Consider the following 17,002-nt stretch of genomic DNA (forward strand, 5'->3'; position numbering starts at 1 on the left):
ATGCCGCCCGACGCCTCGACGGCGAAGACCGGCATCGTGGTGCCGACCCCGCTGGCGACGGCGGCGGTCTTGCGAGCCATGAGCTCGACGGATCGGGGGCCCGGGATCGAGGTCTCGAGGTGGCGACGTTGTTCAAGAGCAGTCATGGGTCCAGTCTCGGCCCACGAGTCACCACCCGTCTACTTGGAGGACCCCAGCTTGTAGCCGAACGGGATGTCCCACCCCGAGGTTGCTCGGAGGATTCCCGGCGTCCACGGCGCATCCGGTACTGTTTGGAACCAAACGACCTGGGGAGGTGCCCGTGTCTAGACGACGCCCGCTGATTGCGATTCCTGCGCGTTTCTCTGAGTCTGCGTCCGCCTTGCGGTATCGCGCCGAGGTCCTCCCCCGCACCCTGCTCGCCGCCGTCCACGCCGCCGGGGGCGAGCCCCTGGCCGTGCACCCGTCCGACGCCTCCGACGTTGCCGGACGGCTCGCCTTCGCCGACGGCATCGTGCTGCCCGGCGGCGGCGATCTCGACGCGCGATGGACCGGCCAGGAAGCGCATCCCACCTTGTACGACGTCGACGTCGAGCAGGATGAGTTCGATCTCGCGGTGGCCCGGCATGCACTCACCAGCGGGACTCCGCTGCTGGCGATCTGCCGGGGGCTTCAGGTCGTCAACGTCGCCCGCGGCGGCGACCTGCTGCAGGACATGTCCGAGTCGACGGGGAACCATCGGCACGTCACCCACCGGGTTGGCATCGAGAAGGACAGCCTGCTGCACGCGACGATCGGATCCGAGGTCGACGTCTCCTGCTACCACCACCAGAGCCTCGGCCGCCTGGGCGAGTCCATGCGGCCCGTGGCGGTGGCCGAGGACGGCACGACCGAGGCCGTCGAGATCGACGGGGCAGCCGGCTGGTTCCTGGGTCTCCAGTGGCACCCCGAGGACACCGCGGCGACCGATCCGACGCAGGCGGCTCTCTTCGCAGCCCACGTGCGGGCCGCTGCCGCTCAGCTCGACGAGCCCCCAGCGGATCGCTTCGCCGCGCGCGAGGACTGACCCGCCACGACCACCGGGGGCACCGAAGCCTGCCGCTCGGCCCCACGCGCCTCGAGGTGCTCGATCATCCGCTGCAGGGAGTCGCCGAGCGCAACGACCTCGTCGCGCTCGAGCGCCTCGGTGACGAACTTCTCCTCGCCGTTGAAGGACGGGAACAATTGCTGCATCAGGTGCTGGCCCTCATCGGTCAGCGACAGCAGCGAACGCCGTCGGTCGTGCTCGGGGACCTGCTTGGTCAGCAGGCCTCGACTGATCAGGGTGCGCGCGACGCCGGTCAGCGTCCCCTTGGTGATGCCGGCCTCGGCCGCCACGTTGCGCGCCTCGATCTCGTCCCAGATCCACACCACCCACAGGACGACGAAGCCGGTCCACGTCAGGTCCAGCGACCGCAGCACGGACTGCTCGAGGTGATTGCGGATCGAGGACGCGGCGCGGTACAGGTTCGACACGGCGGCCATCGCGGCGAAGTCGACCTCGAGGTCCTCGATCTTGGACGACACGGCGTCTTCGGTCTGCCGCAGCGTGTGGGAGCCGGTCACGAGCGGCCGGAACCTTCTGCGATGAGATCGCGATAGTGCTTGTGGCGTCCGCCGAGGCCCACCATCACGACCCCGACCAGGTCGTCGCCGCGGTGGTAGCCAGCCGCGAACTCGCCGTCGAGATCGCCCTCGAGCAGGTCGACGCGATCGCCGACCCCGACTGAACCGAAGGACTGGATCCGCAGGTCGTACTGATCGCTCCAGAACGACGGAATCGGCGCGAAGGGAGTCGGGTCAGGACCTTCGCCGGTGAGCAGCCGCCCCAGCGTGTTTCCGGCCTTGCGGGCGGTGTCGGTGACCATCGTCCAGTGCTCGACCCGGCGGGGCACCTCGTCGATCAGCAGATTCGGGAAACGGGCGATGTCTCCGCACGCCACGACATCGCTTCGGCCCTCGACGCGCATGGCGTTGTCGGTCAACAGACCGTCGCGCAGGTCCAGCTCGTTGCCTTCGAGCCATTCGACCTCCGGAATGCATCCGACCGCCTCGACGACGACATCGGCCGCAAGCACCGTGCCGTCGGCCAGCTCGACGGACGTGACTCGCTCGGTGCCGCCGAAGCCGACGGGAACTGTCTCGAGGTGAAATCGCACGCCTTCGCGCTCGTGTCGTCGCTGCAGGGCCGCTCCAATCTCGTGCCGCAGCGGGCGTTGCATCGGCACCTGTTCGGGCGCCACGACATCCACCTCCAGACCGAGTCGACGTGCCGTCGCGGCCACCTCGCAGCCAATGAATCCGGCGCCGACGATGACCAGCCGCGTCCCCGCGACCAACGCCTCGCGCAGACGCGCGGAGTCCTCGACCGTGCGGATCACGTGCCGCCCATCCTCGGGACCCTGCAGGTCAAGTCGGCGCGGGCTCAGCCCGGTGGCGACGACGAGCCCGTCCCAGCCGATCACCTCGCCACGCGCGGTCGTGACGGTGCGTGCGGCGAGGTCCGAGGCGGCGACCCGGGTGTCGAGCCGCCAGACCACCTCAGCGGCGGCCCGCGGCACGCGAAACTCCAGACGCGCCTCGTCGTGGCCGTCCTTCAATGCATCCTTGGACAACGGTGGCCGGTTGTAGGGCATCCTCGCCTCGTCACCGAAGACCACGATCTCGCCGGTGTAGCCGGCCTTGGCCACCGCCTCTGCCGCCCGCAGGCCACCCATCGATGCACCCACGACGACCACGCGGCCGGCCTGACCGGTCACGGATCAGTCCTCGATCTCGATGGCCTGCAACGGGCAGACGTCGGCCGCCTCCTCGACATCGTCGCGCCAGGCCTCGTCGAGCTCACCGGAGATGTACGTGTCCCCCTCGGTCTGCGCGCGGAAAGCGAGCTTGCCGTCGGCATCCAACGAGAACACCTGAGGGGCGGAGAACACGCATTGTCCGTGGTCGGCGCACTGGTTCAGATCGACGATGACCTTCATGACTTCTCCTTCTTCACGAGCCCGCGCTTGGGCCAGTCTCCGCCCTGCGCGGTGGACAGCACCTCGTCGGTCTCGGTGGGCTGGGCGCCGACGTCGGTGCGGATCGGTGTGGGACCGGACACGATGTGGTTGGTCAGCGTACCGAGGCCCTCGACCTCGACCTCGACAACGTCGCCCGGGTACACGGTGCGCGACGTCGCGGGAGTGCCCGACAGCAGAACGTCTCCGGGGTACAGCGTGATGGTGCGCGCGATGTCGGCGACGAGATAATGCATGTCCCACTCCATCTCGGCGGTCGTGCTGTCCTGCCGGACCTCGCCGTTGACCAGGGTGCGGATGCGCTTGTCGTGGAAGTCCCAGTCGTCGACCATCCCCGGGCCGAGCGGGCACAGCGTGTCCGATCCCTTGACCCGCAGCATCGAGCCGGCGTCGGTGTCGCGGAAGTCGTGCAGCCCGTAGTCGTTGGCGACGGTGTAGCCGGCGATGAAGTCGCCCGCATCCGCGGGGCTGACATTGCGCGCGGTCCGCCCGATCACGATCGCGATCTCACCCTCGTAGTTGAGCCACTTGCACCCCTCGGGACGCACCACAGCGCCGCGGTGCGCGTTCAGTGCCGAGGTCGGCTTGTGGAAGTACGTGGGCGCGCTCGGCAGCGTGGTGCCGAACTCGTCGACCCTGCTGCGGTAGTTCAGGTGCACCGCGACGATCTTGGAGGGCACGACCGGCGGCAGGTGGATGGCATCATCAATGGCGACGCTGCGGCCGTCGCCGGCCACCAGGGTGTCGTCGTGGCGCACGACGTCGACGGCGGCTCCGTCGAGCAGGATGCGGCGGTGCTCGGTCATCGGACGGGTTCTCCCTCGATCGGTGACGACGGCTGCACGGTGAAGCCGTCCTGACTGGTGTCGGTCTGGCGGGCCGGCGGAAAGCCTGCGTCGGGGCGGTCGAACCACACATGCACCTGGGCCGTGCCGACGGAGTTCTCGTACTCGCTGAACTGGCGCCCGGGTGCCGTGCAGTCCTGCTCCCCCAGGGCTCCGATCATCATCAGGTAGTGGCCGAAGCGGGCCTCGGGCCTGAATCGGTAGAACTCGCCCATCGTGTCGAGCACCCGAGCATGGTCGCCGGCAGCGAACCACTCGAGTCGCTCGAGGTCGGCGGCGTAGGCCTCGGGCGTGAAGATGTGGCTGGGGTCGGCGGCCTCGTGTTCGCGGATCTGCCGCAGCGGCCAGAAGGTGTGGCTCAGGGCACCCGAGGCGATCAGCAGGACCTTGCGATCGGTGGCCGCGATGCCGCGGGCCAGTGCGCGACCCAGGCGCAGGTTGTCCTCGGTGTCGGCGGTCTGGCAGACACCGATGGAGATCCACCGCTTGTCGGGCAGACCCTGACCGAGGAACTCCCACAGGTTGGTCGTGGCGTAGAAGATCGGCAGGTGGTCGTCCTCGATCGCGGTGATCCAGGTTCCCTGCCCAGCGCCCTCGGCAGCGATGGCGTGCGCCAGCTCCGGATCGCCAGCAAAGTCGTACGGGCGGCCAGCCATGCCGCGCGGGAGCTCCTCGGACGTGAAGATCCCGGCGCGGCGTTCCTGCGCCGTCACCACGAACTCGACCGTGGTGGCCCAGTGCGAGTCGAGCACCACGACGGTGTCGTAGTCGAGCGTCTCGAACACCTCACGGCGCAGGTCGTGCAGACCGCTGACGAGCGTCGAGTCCACTCCCCCGTTGAGCTCCTTGCGCAACGCCTCGGGCAGCACGATGGTGGGTACGTGAGCCAGCAGTCCCGCGCCGACGATCTCACCCATGACTGATCCCCTCGTTTCCGTTGGTGCTGGTCCATCCGTTCGGCGATGTGACCGTGTTCTTGACGTCGCAGAAGAAATCGAACGACCAGGTGCCGCCTTCGCGGCCCACGCCCGACATGCGAGACCCACCAAAGGGCGCCCTCAGGTCGCGCACGAAGAAGCAGTTGACCCAGACCGTGCCCGCCACGAGCTGGGCCGAGACCCGCTCGGCACGATCGCGATCCCCAGTGAAGAGCACTGCCGCGAGCCCGAACTCCGAGGCGTTGGCCTGCTGCACCGCGTCATCCTCGCCGTCGAAGGTGTGCAGCACCAGGACGGGTCCGAACACCTCCTGGGTGGAGATCTCTGACGTGGGGTCGACGTCGCCGAAGAGGGTCGGCCGGTAGTACGGGCCGCCGAGATCGGCGCTGACCTCGGCGTTGGGCTCGCCGCCGAGCAGCACGGTGGCGCCCTCGCTGCGAGCCCGCTGCACGAAGCCGTCCACCTTCTCCAGATGAGCGGCGTGGATCGACGGACCGATGTCGGTGGCGTCGTCGCGCGGGTCGCCCTGACGCAGCGCGCTCGCCCGCTCCATGAACTTCTCGACGAAGGCGTCGCGGATCGACTCCTCGACCAGCAAGCGGGTGCCGGACAGACACACCTGGCCGGCGTTGTCGTACTGCTCGACCGCATTCTCGACTGCCAGATCGAGATCAGCATCGGCGAACACGACGAAGGGCGACTTGCCGCCCAGCTCGAACGAGACCGGGGTCAGATGGGCAGCGGCCGCCGTCGCGATCGACCTGGCCGTGGGGACCGACCCGGTGAACGAGATGCGGGCGACGCGGGGGTCGCCGACCAGCGGCGCTCCGACCTCGGGTCCGAGGCCCTGCACCACGTTCAAGACGCCGTCAGGCAGTCCGGCCTCCTGGGCGATATCGGCGAGCAAGGAGGCGGTCAAGGGCGAGAACTCTGACGGCTTCAGCACGACGGTGTTGCCTGCGGCGAGGGCCGGTGCGACCTTCCACGTCGCCAGCATCAGTGGCGCGTTCCACGGCGAGATCAGGACGCAGACGCCGGCGGGATCCCAGCTGACGTGATTGCGGTGCCCACGGGTCTCGAAGTCCTCGTGACCAAGATCATTGATCAAGAAATCGGCGAAGAACCGGAAGTTGTGGGCCACCCGCGGCATGACGCCACGGCGGTGAGATCGGATCAGCGCGCCGTTGTCGGTGGTCTCGACGATCGCGAGGTCCTCGATGCGCTGCTCGACACGATCGGCGATGGCGTGCAGCAGTCGGGCTCGTTCGGCCGGTGGCGTGGCGGACCATCCGGGAAATGCAGCCTGCGCGGCCCGAACGGCCTGACCGGCCTCGTCGGCGCCACCGCGAGCCACCTGGGCGATGACGTTGCCGTCGATCGGCGACACGTCATCGAACGTGTCGGCCGACGACACGCGCTGGCCACCAATCCAGTGGTCGGTGCTGACCGGCACGCCGGCGATCTCGGTGACGTTCATGCGGCTCCCTCGCGCGTGACGGACAAATCGTTCGGACCCAAACGTATAACTGGGCTCACGACGGGTCAAGGGATCCCGTCATGAGGAAGGCGTCAGGTGGGCCAGCGAGGTGCCGCCGTCCCAGACGACCCCGATCTGGCGGTAGTACCCGCCGATGACCTCCTCCACCTCGAGCTGGGCCAGCTCCTCGGTCGGCGAGTCATACAGGCGCAGGTCGACGTCGCCGGCCCAGGCCTGTCCACCCTCGAAGGAGCTTGCTCCCGACGAGATCAGCTCGACATAGGCGTCCGGGGCCCCCGACTCGATCCCGGGGTAGATGCGGTGATGGGCCATCGGGTGTCCGTTGACGAATCCATTGGTGTCGGACTCGCCGGTCAGGGTCAGGACCACGTCAGCGAGGCGGCGGTCGCCGGCCGCCAGAGTCGCGCCAAAGACGCCGCCCGGCGCGATCTGCGGCGCGGCCTGCCCGAACGGGTGCGGCCGGGTCTGCCACATCGAGCCGAGCTTCTTGGGGTACCCCTGGTGCAGCCCACGTCCAATGGCGAAGTCCTTGTCGACCCAGATGTAGACGCACCGCGAGAAGGTCTGCCCCTCGTACGAGCAGCGCACGACGACGAACGCCTCCTTGTACTGCGCTCGGATCGGGTCCAGCAGCTCTTCGCGCGACGAGCTGCACGACTGCCAGTCCGCCCAGATCAGCGCGACAGCACCCGGATCGTCTTCCGCCAGCGACAGCGGCTCGGGAAGCAGCGACTCCACGTGGGAGGGATCGGTGCGGTACTCCACGGTCAGCAGATCGCCGGAGTACTGCCACGGGGGCGACGGGATGAGCGCGGCCCTCCCCAGCGGGGTGCGGGGGTACAGAAAACCGTGCTGCTGGTGGGTCATGCGAAGCTCCAGGCGTCGATCGAGCAGAATCGTTTGGGTCCTGACGATAGGCGAGGCTCGGCCGTCACGCCAGACCCTGCTGTGATCAGCGCGTGGTCTCGTCGAGGATCCGCAGCACGACCTCCGCCGAGGTGTCAGGGTTGACGAACACCACCCGCAGCACGGTGCGTCCCTCCCACCACGTCGGCACGCACAGCATCGTCCCGTCGTGGGCGAGTCGGTCGCACCAGCTCGCGTAGTCGGCCGCGTCCCAACCGGGGCGGTCGAACATCACGACGGACAGCTCGGGAGCGACCAGCAGGTCGAGGTGGGCGATGGCGTCGATTCCAGCAGCGACCTCCCGTGCCGTGGACAGCGTCTTTTCGATCGCCTCGCGGTAGCGATCCGTGCCGTGCGTCGCCAGCCCGAACCACAGCGGCAGGCCGCGGACCCGGCGCGACAGATGCAGGGCCAGGTCCGAGGGATTCGGCTGCTCCCGATCGACATGGTCCAGATAGCTGGCGTGCTGAGCGTGCGCATCGCGTCCGTCCGCCGCGTCTCGGTACAGCAGCGCGCAGCAGTCGTACGGGGCGAACAGCCACTTGTGTGGATCGACGATGAAGCTGTCGGCGCGTTCGATGCCGGCGAATCGATCGCGCACCGACGGCGCCAGCAGCGCTGCGCCTCCGTAGGCACCGTCGACGTGCATCCATACGTCGTGATCGGCGCAGACGTCGGCGATGTCGGCGAGGTCGTCGATGACGCCGGTGTTGGTCGTGCCGGCTGACGTGACCACCGCGAAAGCCGACGGCGTCCGCTCCAGCACCTCGCGCAGTGCGACGCCGGTCATGTGGCCGCGCTCGTCGACCGGAACGCGGGCGATGGCGACATCCAGCACCTCGGCAGCTTGCGGGATCGAGGAGTGCGCGCCATCGGTGCACACCAAGGTCCACCCACCCTCCGGTCGCGCACCCCGCCGACGCAGTGCGCGCTTTCGAGCCGCCACCAACGCCGACAGGTTGCCGATCGTCCCGCCCGACACGAAGCAGCCTGCTGCTGACTCAGGCCACTGCAGCAGGCCGGCCAGCCAGGCCAGCACCTCGTTCTCGGCGTGGATGCCACCGGCACCCGCCTCCCAGATGCCGCCGAAGATGTTGGCGCTGCCCGTGACGGCGTCGAAGGCGACCGACGACCGATTGGGAGCGCCGGGTATGTAGGCAAGATTGAGCTCGTGACCCTGCGCACGGGTGGCGGGCTCGAGCACCTCGGAGAACACCCGCATCGCAGCGGGCGCGCCGATCCCCTCCGGCAGCACCGTCGCCCCGGCTGCTGTCGCCAGCTCGGACTCCGGCCGCGCCGTCGATCGAGGATCGGAGGACCGGGCCATGCGGGCGACGGCCCAGGCGAGCGCGGTGCGGACGCTGGCGGACTCGTCGCCCCAGAACTCATCGGTCACGCCCAGGTCGGTGCCGTGCACGTGCGAGCCGTGGTTTCCCTGGTCAGTCATCGTGGACCTCCTTGTCAAAGTGTGGGCCGGGTCATATCGTAAGGCTCCAAACGATTAGGTGGAGGATCGCGTGGGACATTTCAACACGGACGCTCTGGACGTGGCGGCGGCTGACCTCGTCGCCCGCGGCATCGATGTGGTGCGGCTGAGCTATTCAGACCTGATGGGCACCGAACGCGGGCGTGACTTGATGGTCTCAAACATCTCCCGCACGGTCGGTGACGGCGTCGCCTTCTGCCGCACTGTCTACGGCACCACCCCCGGCGGTGACGTGGTCGCCATCGAGGGCGGACTGGCCGATGGACTGCCCGACGTCGTGGCGTTCCCCGACGTCGACACGATGGTCGACGTGCCGTGGGAGCCTGGCGTTGCCCACGTGATCGCCGATGTGTTCAACCCCGATGGCTCCCCGTCCGAGGAGAGTCCGCGCAACGTGTTGCGACGCGTGCTCGACCGGTTCTCCGAGCTCGGCATGCGCCCCATCGTCGGACCCGAGCTGGAGTTCTTCGTGCTGGAGAAGGACGACGCGGCACCCACAGGCTGGCGTCGTTACGGCGAGGCGACCGGCAACGTCTACGTGTCCGGCATGCGGGGCGACCCGGAGAACGTGCTGCTGCGGTCATTGCGCGAGCTCGCCGGATACGGGCTGGACGTGGTGGCGGCCAACCACGAGTTCGCGAGCGGCCAGTTCGAGATCAATCTGTGGCATTCCGACGCCCTCGATGCGGCCGACCGCGCCTACCGGTTCAAGGGCGCGGTCAAGGAGCTGGCTCGCCGCGAAGACAAGCTCGCCACGTTCATGGCCAAGCCCTACAACGACGAGGGCGGGTCAGGTTTCCACCTGCACTTCTCCACCCTCGACGACGCTGGCGCCCCATTGTTCGACGAGCCCGACGGCAAGGACGGACTGTCCACCACGGCTCATGCAGCCATCGCCGGGGTGCTGGCGCACGCGCCGGCACTCGCGGCCTTGTCGAACCCGACCATCAACTCCTACAAGCGCTTTGGTCCCGACACGCTGGCGCCCTGGCTGATCGACTGGGGACTCGACAACCGCAGCGCCATGGTGCGGGTGCCACCTGAGCGTGGCGGGGCCTCCCGGCTCGAGCTGCGTCTCGGTGATGCCACCGCCAATCCGTATCTCGCCATCGCGGGACTGCTGGGCGCGGCCTACCTGGGCATTCGCGACGGCCTGGAGCCGCCCGCCGCCCTGGAGGGCTACGGCTATGACACCAGCAAGGCCGAGATGTTGCCGACGAGCCTGACTCAGTCGCTGGACGCCCTGGAGGCCGACACCGAATTCGCCGATCTGCTCGGCCCGCGGTTCGTGCAGACCTTCTTGACCTTCAAGCGGGACGAGATCGATCGTTTCAGCAAGTTCGTCACCGACTGGGAGTTCAGCGAGTACGCGTACCACCTCTGAACCCCGCCCCTGTGGCACTCACCCACCACCAAGGAATCACCATGGACCGCCCCGCACTGGCCGACATCGACCTCGCGAACCTGGACATCTTCGAGCGCAACGACGCATGGTCGAGCTTCGACCGGCTGCGCGCGGAGGCGCCAGTGCACTGGAACCCCGAACCGGACGGCGCGGGCTTCTGGTCGATCACCAAGCACGAGGACATCGTCGCCATCGACCGGGACGCCGAGACGTTCACGTCGACCGATTACGTGAACCTCGAGGAGGTCGACGACGACCTCAAGGACTTGCGCCGCTCGATCCTGGAGTCCGATGGCACGCGACACCGTGCGTTGCGCAAGCTGTTGCAGCGCGACTTCGGCGGTCAGACCCTCCAGAAGTTCGAAGACTTCCTGCAGGGCCTGACCGAGGCCACGGTCAACGCGGCGCTGCGCCAGGGCACGTTCGACTTCGTCAAGGAGGTCAGCGCCGACTTCCCGATCCAGGTCCTCGCGCAGATGCTCGACGTGCCAGCAGATCGCACCGACCAGCTGATCCACTGGGGCAACCAGATCATCGGCAACACCGATCCTGACTACGCCACCGTGCTGCTCTCAGATGCCGACAGCGACCAGTACAAGCATCTTCCCTTCCGCTCTCCCGCATCGCTCGAGGTGTTTGAGTACGGACGCGAGCTGGCCCAGCAGCGCCGTGGCGGTGACGGTGAGGACCTGGTCAGCAAGCTGGTCAACCGGGTGCCGGTCGATGGCGAGCCGCTGACGGCGACCGAGTTCGACAACTACTTCTTGCTGTTGGTCGTTGCAGGCAACGAGACGACGCGGCACACCATCAGCCACTCGATGCTCGCGCTGATGGAGCACCCGGACCAGCTGGCGCTGCTGCAGCAGAAGCCCGAGCTGATTCCGAACGCCGTCGAGGAGTTCCTGCGCTGGGCCAGCCCGGTGTACCACTTCCGCCGCACCGCGACCCGTGACGTCGAGATCCGTGGCCAGAAGATCGCGGCAGGTGACAAGGTCGTGATGTGGTTCGCGTCCGGCAACCGCGACGAGGACGTGTTCGAGGATCCGTACCGCTTCGACGTCACGCGCTCACCCAACGATCATGTGACGTTCGGCAAGGGAAGCCCGCACTTCTGCCTGGGCAACAATCTGGCTCGGCTGGAGATCAAGCTGATGTTCCAGGCTCTGATCCCCCGGATCAAGTCCGCCGAGTTCACCGGGGACGTCACACGGGTGCGCAGCAACTTCGTGAACGGCATCAAGAAGTTCCCTGTCGAGATCATCCACTGATGAAGGCACTCGCGGTCCTGCATGACTTCTGCTCGGCACCCGGTCTCGTCGGAGACGCTCTCACCGACCTCGGCTGGGAGGTCGAGACCGTCACGATCGTCTCGCCCGAGCGCTTCGCCAACCCCGGCGTGGAGTTCACCTTCCCCAGTCACGAGCCCTATGACCTGCTGGTGCCCTTCGGGGCCCCCTGGAGCGTCTACGACCACGAGACCATCGGGTCATGGGTCCAGCCTGAATTGGCCTGGCTGGCCGACGCCGTCGCCGACGACACTCCGGTGCTCGGGGTGTGCTTCGGCGGGCAGCTGCTGGCGCAGGCGCTGGGCGGCACCGTGCAGCTCGGCGAGGTCGCCGAGATCGGCTGGCACGCCGTCGAGTCGGACCGTCCCGACATCGTGCCGGCGGGCCCGTTCTTCCAGTGGCACTACGACCGGTTCACCCTGCCGCCCGGGGCGGTGTCCGTTGCACGCAACGCCGCGACAGAGCAGGCCTTCGTGCACGGCCGCTCGATGGGCGTGCAGTTCCACCCCGAGCTGACCCCCGACATCCTGGCCGGCTGGCTCGACATGGGCGGCCACGACAAGGCCCGCACCCTGGGCATCGACCCAGCCGACCTGGCCGCCGAGACCGCCGAGCGTGTCGAGCGCTCGCGCACCCGCACCCGTACGTTGGTGGAGGGATACCTGGAACACGTCTTCGACCCACCCCGCACCTGAGGAGCATCACATGAGCACGCAGCCGACGTACCGCGTCACCGATCCGTCCACTGGCGAGGTCGTCGAGTCCTTCGAGCACGCCACGGACGCCGATATCGAGGACGCTCTCACCGCCGCGACGGCTGCGTACCGGGGGTGGAAGGACGTCCCGATCGCCGAGCGCGCCGTGACGGTGCAGAAGGTGGCCGATCTCTTCCGCGAACGGGCCAAGGAGCTCGGTGCCATCGCCACGGTGGAGATGGGCAAGCCATTGGCCGAAGCCGTGGGGGAGGCCGCCTTCTGCGGCGACATCTTTGAATACTTCGCGACCGAGGGCCCCGGCCTCGCTGCTGACCAGCCGATCAAGGGCATCACCGGCGGCACGGCCATCGTGCAGAAGCTGCCCATCGGGCCGCTGCTGGGGATCATGCCGTGGAACTACCCCTTCTACCAGATCGCTCGCTTCGCGGCGCCGAACCTGATGCTGGGCAACACCATCATCCTCAAGCACGCCGAGTCCGTGCCCCGGTCGGCGCTGGCCGTCGCCCAGATCATGGCTGACGCCGGTGTGCCCGAGGGTGCATACGTCAATGTGTTCGCGACCTTCGACCAGGTCTCGACGATGATCGCCGACCGCCGCGTCCAGGGCGTGTCACTGACCGGCTCAGAGCGTGCCGGCTCGGTCGTCGCCGCCCAAGCAGGGCAGCACCTGAAGAAGTGCGTTCTGGAGCTCGGCGGTTCCGATCCCTACGTGATCCTTGACAGCGACGACATCGAGGCGGCTGCCGATCTCGCCTGGAAGACCCGGATCAGCAACACCGGTCAGGCATGCAACTCCAACAAGCGCATGATCGTCATGGATGACGTGTTCGACCGATTCGTGGCCCGACTGACCGAGAAGGCCAGCTCACTGGAGTCGTTCTCGCCGATGTCGTCGCGCGCAGCTGCTGAGAACCTCGCCGAGCAGGTTCAGGACGCGGTCGACAAGGGCGCGACCCTCCACGCCGGCGGGGTGCTGGGCGATGGCCCTGCGGCGTTCTACTCCCCCGCTGTGCTGACCGGCGTCACCGAGAACATGCGCGCCTACCGCGAGGAGCTGTTCGGCCCGGTCGCGGTCGTCTATCAGGTGGCCAGCGATGACGAGGCCCTCACCTTGGCCAACGACACCGACTACGGGCTCGGCGGCGCGGTGTTCAGCACGGACACCGAGCGCGCCCAGCAGGTGGCCCGCCACCTCGAGGTCGGCATGTCCAACGTCAACACGCCAGCGGGCGAGGGTGCCGAGGTGCCTTTCGGCGGCGTCAAACGATCCGGCTTTGGCCGCGAGCTGGGACCGCTGGGCATGGACGAATTCGTCAACAAGCGGATGTACTACGTCGCTGGGTGAGCGGTCTTGGGGTGCGACTGTCCACACAGGTGCCTACGGTGGACGCAACGCTGAGCCGAGGAGGACTCCCATGACCGCACCGACGCACGACGCCGGCACGCTGATCTCCCTGTTCGACCAGGTCCGCTCACACACCGAGCAGCTGGCCGCGCCGCTGTCGCCGGAGGATCAGACGGTGCAGTCCATGCCGGACGTCTCTCCCACCAAGTGGCACCGGGCCCACGTCACGTGGTTTTTCGAGACGTTCCTGCTGGCTGAAGCCGAAAGCACCTTCCGACCCTTCCAGGACCAGTACTGGTTCTTGTTCAACAGCTACTACGAGGCGTTGGGTCCCCGCTACGCACGGGCCGAACGGGGCTACATCACGCGGCCCGGCGCTCACGACGTCGGTCTGTATCGCAGCAACGTCGATGCGCGCATCCGCGACCTCGTGTCGTCCATCGACGGTGGCACCCTGGAGAAGCTCTCCCCCACCATCGAGCTCGGCTTCCACCACGAGCAGCAGCACCAAGAACTGCTCCTGATGGACATCAAGCACGTCTTGTCGGTCAACCCTCTGCACCCCGTCTACGGCGGGAAGCCGTCAGCGCCCTCGGAGTCCGACCGCCTGGGTTGGGTCGACGTCGAGGGAGGGCTCGTCGAGGTGGGCCACCAGGGTCCCGGCTTCAGCTTCGACAACGAGATGCCACGGCATCGCACATGGCTCGAGCCGTTCCGCCTCGCCGACCGGCTGGTCACCAACGAGGAATGGATGCACTTCATGGCCGACGACGGGTACAGCCGCCCGGAGCTGTGGTTGTCCGACGGCTGGGCCCGGGTCACGGCCGAGGGCTGGAGCGCCCCGTTCTACTGGTCGGCCGACGGCGACGGCACGTGGCACGAGCACACCCTCCATGGCACCCATCCGGTCAACCCGGGGCTGCCCGCCACTCACCTGAGCCACTACGAGGCCGATGCCTACGCCACCTGGGCGCGCAAGCGGCTGCCGACCGAGGCCGAGTGGGAGCACGCGGTGGTCAGCGACGGCCAGACCCGTGCCGCTGGCAATCTCGCGGACACCGAGACCTTCCACGCCCGCGCTGCCGGGCCGGCTACGGGGCACCTGCGTCAGGTGTTCGGCGACTGCTGGGAGTGGACCGCGTCGTCCTACCTGCCCTATCCCGGATTTCACCCGCCGGCCGGCGCCATCGGTGAGTACAACGGCAAATTCATGTCGAACCAGATGGTGCTGCGCGGCGGGTGCGCGCTCACGCCGCCTGGCCACGCCCGGCTGACCTACCGCAACTTCTTCCCGCCCGGCGCCCGGTGGGCGATGTCCGGCCTGCGACTCGCCGATGGTGGGGCCCCCTCGTGAGCGGCGTCCTGAAACCGGTCGTCTCGGTGGTGCTCGACCCCGGATGGGCCGCCAGCAGCTTGGTCAACGACGTTCGCCGGGGCCTGGCCACCCATCCGCGCACCCTTCCACCCAGATGGCTCTACGACGACCGAGGATCCGAGCTGTTCGACCAGATCACGCGGCTGCCGGAGTACTACCCCACCGAGGCAGAGCGAGCGCTCCTGGTGGCCCATGCCGATGAGATCGTCCAGCTGTCGGGCGCCGACACCGTGGTCGAGCTCGGCAGCGGCACCAGCGACAAGACCAGAACGCTGCTCGACGCCTTCACAGCGCGCGGGTCGCTGATCCGGTTCGTACCGGTCGACGTCTCGGAGGGGACGCTGCGCACCGCCGCTGCCGAGCTGGCCCAGCGCTATCCCGGTCTGCAGGTCGAGGCTGTCGTGGGCGACTTCACGTTGCACCTGGGCCATCTGCCTGCTGGCGGGCGCAAGGTCGTGGCCTTCCTCGGCGGCACCATCGGGAACCTCTACGTCGAGGAGCGAGCCGCGTTCCTCGGCGCGCTGGCGGACTCCCTCCAGGCTGGCGACTGCCTGCTGCTGGGCACCGACCTCGTCAAGGCCAGCGACCGGCTCATCGCGGCCTACAACGACTCGCAGGGCGTCACGGCCGAGTTCGTCACCAACTGTCTGCACGTGGTCAATCGCGAGCTCGGCGCCGACTTCGACGTCGACGCCTTCAGCTACGTGCCCTTCTGGGACCCGCACATGGAGCGCATGGACCTGCGACTGCGCGCCGAGATGCCGCACCGCGTGACCATCCCCGGCGCCGACGTCACGTTCGACCTGGCCAGCGGCGAAGAGATTCGGGTCGAGATCTCCACCAAGTTCCGACCGGACCAGCTGCGCAACGAGCTCCACGCTGCCGGCTTCGTCGTGGAGCAGCTGTGGAGCGACGCGGACTTCGCGTTGACGTTGGCCCGCCGTGCGGGCTAGGCCCTGGGCGGGCGGCGCCGCCGTGGCGATGCTGTTGGCCGCCTGCGCGTCGTCCACCGACGCGCCAGCCGCGCGACCCGACGCCGCCCCTGTCCTGGAGCGGGTGGAGCAGGTGCAGCAGCAGGTCGATCTGTGGCGGAACGCACGCAGCCTCGGCAGCGCCCAGGCCGCAGCTGCCCAGGCCCGCCTCCTGATCACGGGTCCCGACATTGCCGGGCTCGAATCGCCAGCCGGAATCCGCTCCGATGTCGAGCAAGGCCTTTTGCCTGACGATTCCGACGGTCCCGGTCTGGCCTCGTCGGTCGCCGACTGTGCCGGCCCCGATCTGCTGGGCGGCACCTGGGATGACCAGAAGCAGCGTTGGACGATCTTGCGCACGGCCATCGACGAGTGGGGCCCGGACAACAACACCTTCCCGTCGTTGCCCAGCCATCCGCAGCGAGTCGTGGGCTGGGCCACCCTCACCCTCGGCACCACCAGCCTGGACCGGGCGCGCGAGTACTCCGGCCATGCCCAGCTGCACGTCGACGCCGCACGCGATGCGCTGGCCGACTGCCGCTGACACAGAACGACCCCCGACCTGGTGGGGTCGGGGGCCGCTCCTCTATCCCTGTGGCAGGTGCAGGATTCGAACCTGCGTAGGCATAACCGGCTGATTTACAGTCAGCTCCCTTTGGCCGCTCGGGCAACCTGCCGGGATGTCGCCCCATCCCACATGGGGAGGCAACGACGAGCCAGCCTAGCGCAGCCTCGTAAGGTGAGAGAAATCAGTTCGCCCGCAACCCACCTGGAGCACCCATGGCCGACTCATCCTTCGACATCGTCAACAAGATCGATCGACAAGAAGTCGACAACGCGCTGAACCAGGCCGCCAAGGAAATCGCGACTCGGTACGACTTCAAGAACACCGGCGCCGACATCCGCTGGAGCGGTGAGACGAACGTCGAGATCACCGCGAACGCCGACGAGCGAGCGCTGGCCATCCTCGACGTCTTCAAGGACAAGCTGATCAAGCGCGGCATCTCGCTGAAGTCGCTCGAGGAGGGCGAGCCCCGCCAGAGTGGCAAGGACGTCAAGCTGACGTCCAGCATCAACGAGGGCATCGATCAGGAGCAGGCCAAGAAGGTCTCCAAGCTGATCCGTGACGAGGGTCCCAAGGGCGTCAAGGTGCAGATCCAGGGCGACGAGCTGCGGGTGTCGAGCAAGAAGCG

Annotated in this window: 17 protein-coding genes and 1 tRNA gene; 9 read left to right on the top strand and 9 right to left on the bottom strand. The window is 67.9% G+C overall.

Annotated elements, in window-relative coordinates; genetic code table 11:
* Nucleotides 1-301 precede the first annotated feature (301 nt).
* A complete protein-coding gene (locus WB508_RS10685) occupies nucleotides 302-1,045 on the top strand; it encodes a gamma-glutamyl-gamma-aminobutyrate hydrolase family protein (protein ID WP_423844869.1) in 744 nt (247 codons plus the stop codon).
* On the opposite strand, the gene WB508_RS10690 is transcribed toward WB508_RS10685, so the two are convergent.
* The 8 genes from WB508_RS10690 to WB508_RS10725 form a co-directional block, all read right to left on the bottom strand.
* The gene (locus WB508_RS10690; RefSeq protein ID WP_423844870.1) at nucleotides 997-1,584 is read right to left on the bottom strand and encodes a MarR family winged helix-turn-helix transcriptional regulator; all 588 of its coding nucleotides are present in this window, start codon (nucleotides 1,582-1,584) and stop codon (nucleotides 997-999) included. The genes WB508_RS10685 and WB508_RS10690 overlap by 49 nt on opposite strands.
* The gene (locus tag WB508_RS10695) at nucleotides 1,581-2,777 is read right to left on the bottom strand and encodes an NAD(P)/FAD-dependent oxidoreductase (protein ID WP_423844871.1); all 1,197 of its coding nucleotides are present in this window, start codon (nucleotides 2,775-2,777) and stop codon (nucleotides 1,581-1,583) included. Before WB508_RS10695 ends, WB508_RS10690 begins: the two co-directional genes overlap by 4 nt.
* Before the next feature lie 3 nt (nucleotides 2,778-2,780).
* Nucleotides 2,781-2,999, bottom strand: a complete 219-nt coding sequence (locus WB508_RS10700; protein ID WP_423844872.1) for a ferredoxin — start codon at nucleotides 2,997-2,999, stop codon at nucleotides 2,781-2,783.
* Nucleotides 2,996-3,844 carry a fumarylacetoacetate hydrolase family protein gene (locus WB508_RS10705; protein WP_423844873.1) on the bottom strand — a complete coding sequence of 283 codons (849 nt, stop codon included), beginning with the start codon at nucleotides 3,842-3,844 and terminating at the stop codon, nucleotides 2,996-2,998. The genes WB508_RS10700 and WB508_RS10705 overlap by 4 nt, the downstream gene beginning before the upstream one ends.
* Entirely contained in the window at nucleotides 3,841-4,800 is a 960-nt protein-coding gene (locus WB508_RS10710; protein WP_423844874.1) for a 3,4-dihydroxyphenylacetate 2,3-dioxygenase, read from the bottom strand. The genes WB508_RS10705 and WB508_RS10710 overlap by 4 nt, the downstream gene beginning before the upstream one ends.
* The gene (locus WB508_RS10715) at nucleotides 4,793-6,298 is read right to left on the bottom strand and encodes an aldehyde dehydrogenase (RefSeq protein WP_423844875.1); all 1,506 of its coding nucleotides are present in this window, start codon (nucleotides 6,296-6,298) and stop codon (nucleotides 4,793-4,795) included. Before WB508_RS10715 ends, WB508_RS10710 begins: the two co-directional genes overlap by 8 nt.
* 78 nt (nucleotides 6,299-6,376) lie before the next feature.
* A complete protein-coding gene (locus WB508_RS10720) occupies nucleotides 6,377-7,186 on the bottom strand; it encodes an acetoacetate decarboxylase family protein (RefSeq protein WP_423844876.1) in 810 nt (269 codons plus the stop codon).
* An 85-nt stretch (nucleotides 7,187-7,271) separates the two neighbouring features.
* On the bottom strand, nucleotides 7,272-8,672 hold the full coding sequence (locus tag WB508_RS10725) for a pyridoxal phosphate-dependent decarboxylase family protein (RefSeq protein ID WP_423844877.1): 1,401 nt from the start codon (nucleotides 8,670-8,672) through the stop codon (nucleotides 7,272-7,274).
* 70 nt (nucleotides 8,673-8,742) lie between these two features.
* Between WB508_RS10725 and WB508_RS10730 the strand changes: the two genes are divergently transcribed.
* The 7 genes from WB508_RS10730 (at nucleotide 8,743) to WB508_RS10760 (ending at nucleotide 16,353) form a co-directional block, all read left to right on the top strand.
* A complete protein-coding gene (locus WB508_RS10730) occupies nucleotides 8,743-10,095 on the top strand; it encodes a glutamine synthetase family protein (protein WP_423844878.1) in 1,353 nt (450 codons plus the stop codon).
* A gap of 41 nt (nucleotides 10,096-10,136) precedes the next feature.
* A complete protein-coding gene (locus WB508_RS10735; protein ID WP_423844879.1) occupies nucleotides 10,137-11,384 on the top strand; it encodes a cytochrome P450 in 1,248 nt (415 codons plus the stop codon).
* Nucleotides 11,384-12,097, top strand: a complete 714-nt coding sequence (locus WB508_RS10740) for a type 1 glutamine amidotransferase (protein ID WP_423844880.1) — start codon at nucleotides 11,384-11,386, stop codon at nucleotides 12,095-12,097. The genes WB508_RS10735 and WB508_RS10740 overlap by 1 nt, the downstream gene beginning before the upstream one ends.
* Before the next feature lie 10 nt (nucleotides 12,098-12,107).
* Complete coding sequence (locus WB508_RS10745; RefSeq protein ID WP_423844881.1) at nucleotides 12,108-13,463, top strand: NAD-dependent succinate-semialdehyde dehydrogenase; 1,356 nt, start codon at nucleotides 12,108-12,110, stop codon at nucleotides 13,461-13,463.
* Between the two features lie 70 nt (nucleotides 13,464-13,533).
* Nucleotides 13,534-14,817: an ergothioneine biosynthesis protein EgtB gene (egtB, locus tag WB508_RS10750; RefSeq protein ID WP_423844882.1), complete on the top strand. Its 1,284-nt coding sequence runs from the start codon at nucleotides 13,534-13,536 to the stop codon at nucleotides 14,815-14,817.
* Nucleotides 14,814-15,791, top strand: a complete 978-nt coding sequence (gene egtD, locus WB508_RS10755; protein ID WP_423844883.1) for an L-histidine N(alpha)-methyltransferase — start codon at nucleotides 14,814-14,816, stop codon at nucleotides 15,789-15,791. The genes egtB and egtD overlap by 4 nt, the downstream gene beginning before the upstream one ends.
* A complete protein-coding gene (locus tag WB508_RS10760; RefSeq protein WP_423844884.1) occupies nucleotides 15,781-16,353 on the top strand; it encodes a hypothetical protein in 573 nt (190 codons plus the stop codon). Before egtD ends, WB508_RS10760 begins: the two co-directional genes overlap by 11 nt.
* A 51-nt stretch (nucleotides 16,354-16,404) precedes the next feature.
* Here WB508_RS10760 and WB508_RS10765 read toward each other — a convergent pair.
* Nucleotides 16,405-16,486, bottom strand: a tRNA-Tyr gene (locus WB508_RS10765).
* A 103-nt stretch (nucleotides 16,487-16,589) separates the two neighbouring features.
* On the opposite strand from WB508_RS10765, the gene WB508_RS10770 reads away from it, so the two are divergent.
* Nucleotides 16,590-17,002, top strand: a 413-nt coding sequence (locus WB508_RS10770; RefSeq protein ID WP_423844885.1) for a YajQ family cyclic di-GMP-binding protein, incomplete at its 3' end; no start/stop codon positions are given.

The organism is Aeromicrobium sp. (assembly GCF_049586495.1).
Lineage (GTDB): Bacteria > Actinomycetota > Actinomycetes > Propionibacteriales > Nocardioidaceae > Aeromicrobium.

Excerpts from the sequence above, each read along its gene's own strand:
- WB508_RS10700 (WP_423844872.1), bottom strand. The coding sequence starts at position 2,999 with ATGAAGGTCATCGTCGATCTGAACCAGTGCGCCGACCACGGACAATGC.
- WB508_RS10705 (WP_423844873.1), bottom strand. The coding sequence starts at position 3,844 with ATGACCGAGCACCGCCGCATCCTGCTCGACGGAGCCGCCGTCGACGTC.
- WB508_RS10710 (WP_423844874.1), bottom strand. The coding sequence starts at position 4,800 with ATGGGTGAGATCGTCGGCGCGGGACTGCTGGCTCACGTACCCACCATC.
- WB508_RS10715 (WP_423844875.1), bottom strand. The coding sequence starts at position 6,298 with ATGAACGTCACCGAGATCGCCGGCGTGCCGGTCAGCACCGACCACTGG.
- WB508_RS10720 (WP_423844876.1), bottom strand. The coding sequence starts at position 7,186 with ATGACCCACCAGCAGCACGGTTTTCTGTACCCCCGCACCCCGCTGGGG.
- WB508_RS10725 (WP_423844877.1), bottom strand. The coding sequence starts at position 8,672 with ATGACTGACCAGGGAAACCACGGCTCGCACGTGCACGGCACCGACCTG.
- WB508_RS10735 (WP_423844879.1), top strand. The coding sequence starts at position 10,137 with ATGGACCGCCCCGCACTGGCCGACATCGACCTCGCGAACCTGGACATC.
- WB508_RS10740 (WP_423844880.1), top strand. The coding sequence starts at position 11,384 with ATGAAGGCACTCGCGGTCCTGCATGACTTCTGCTCGGCACCCGGTCTC.
- WB508_RS10745 (WP_423844881.1), top strand. The coding sequence starts at position 12,108 with ATGAGCACGCAGCCGACGTACCGCGTCACCGATCCGTCCACTGGCGAG.
- egtB (WP_423844882.1), top strand. The coding sequence starts at position 13,534 with ATGACCGCACCGACGCACGACGCCGGCACGCTGATCTCCCTGTTCGAC.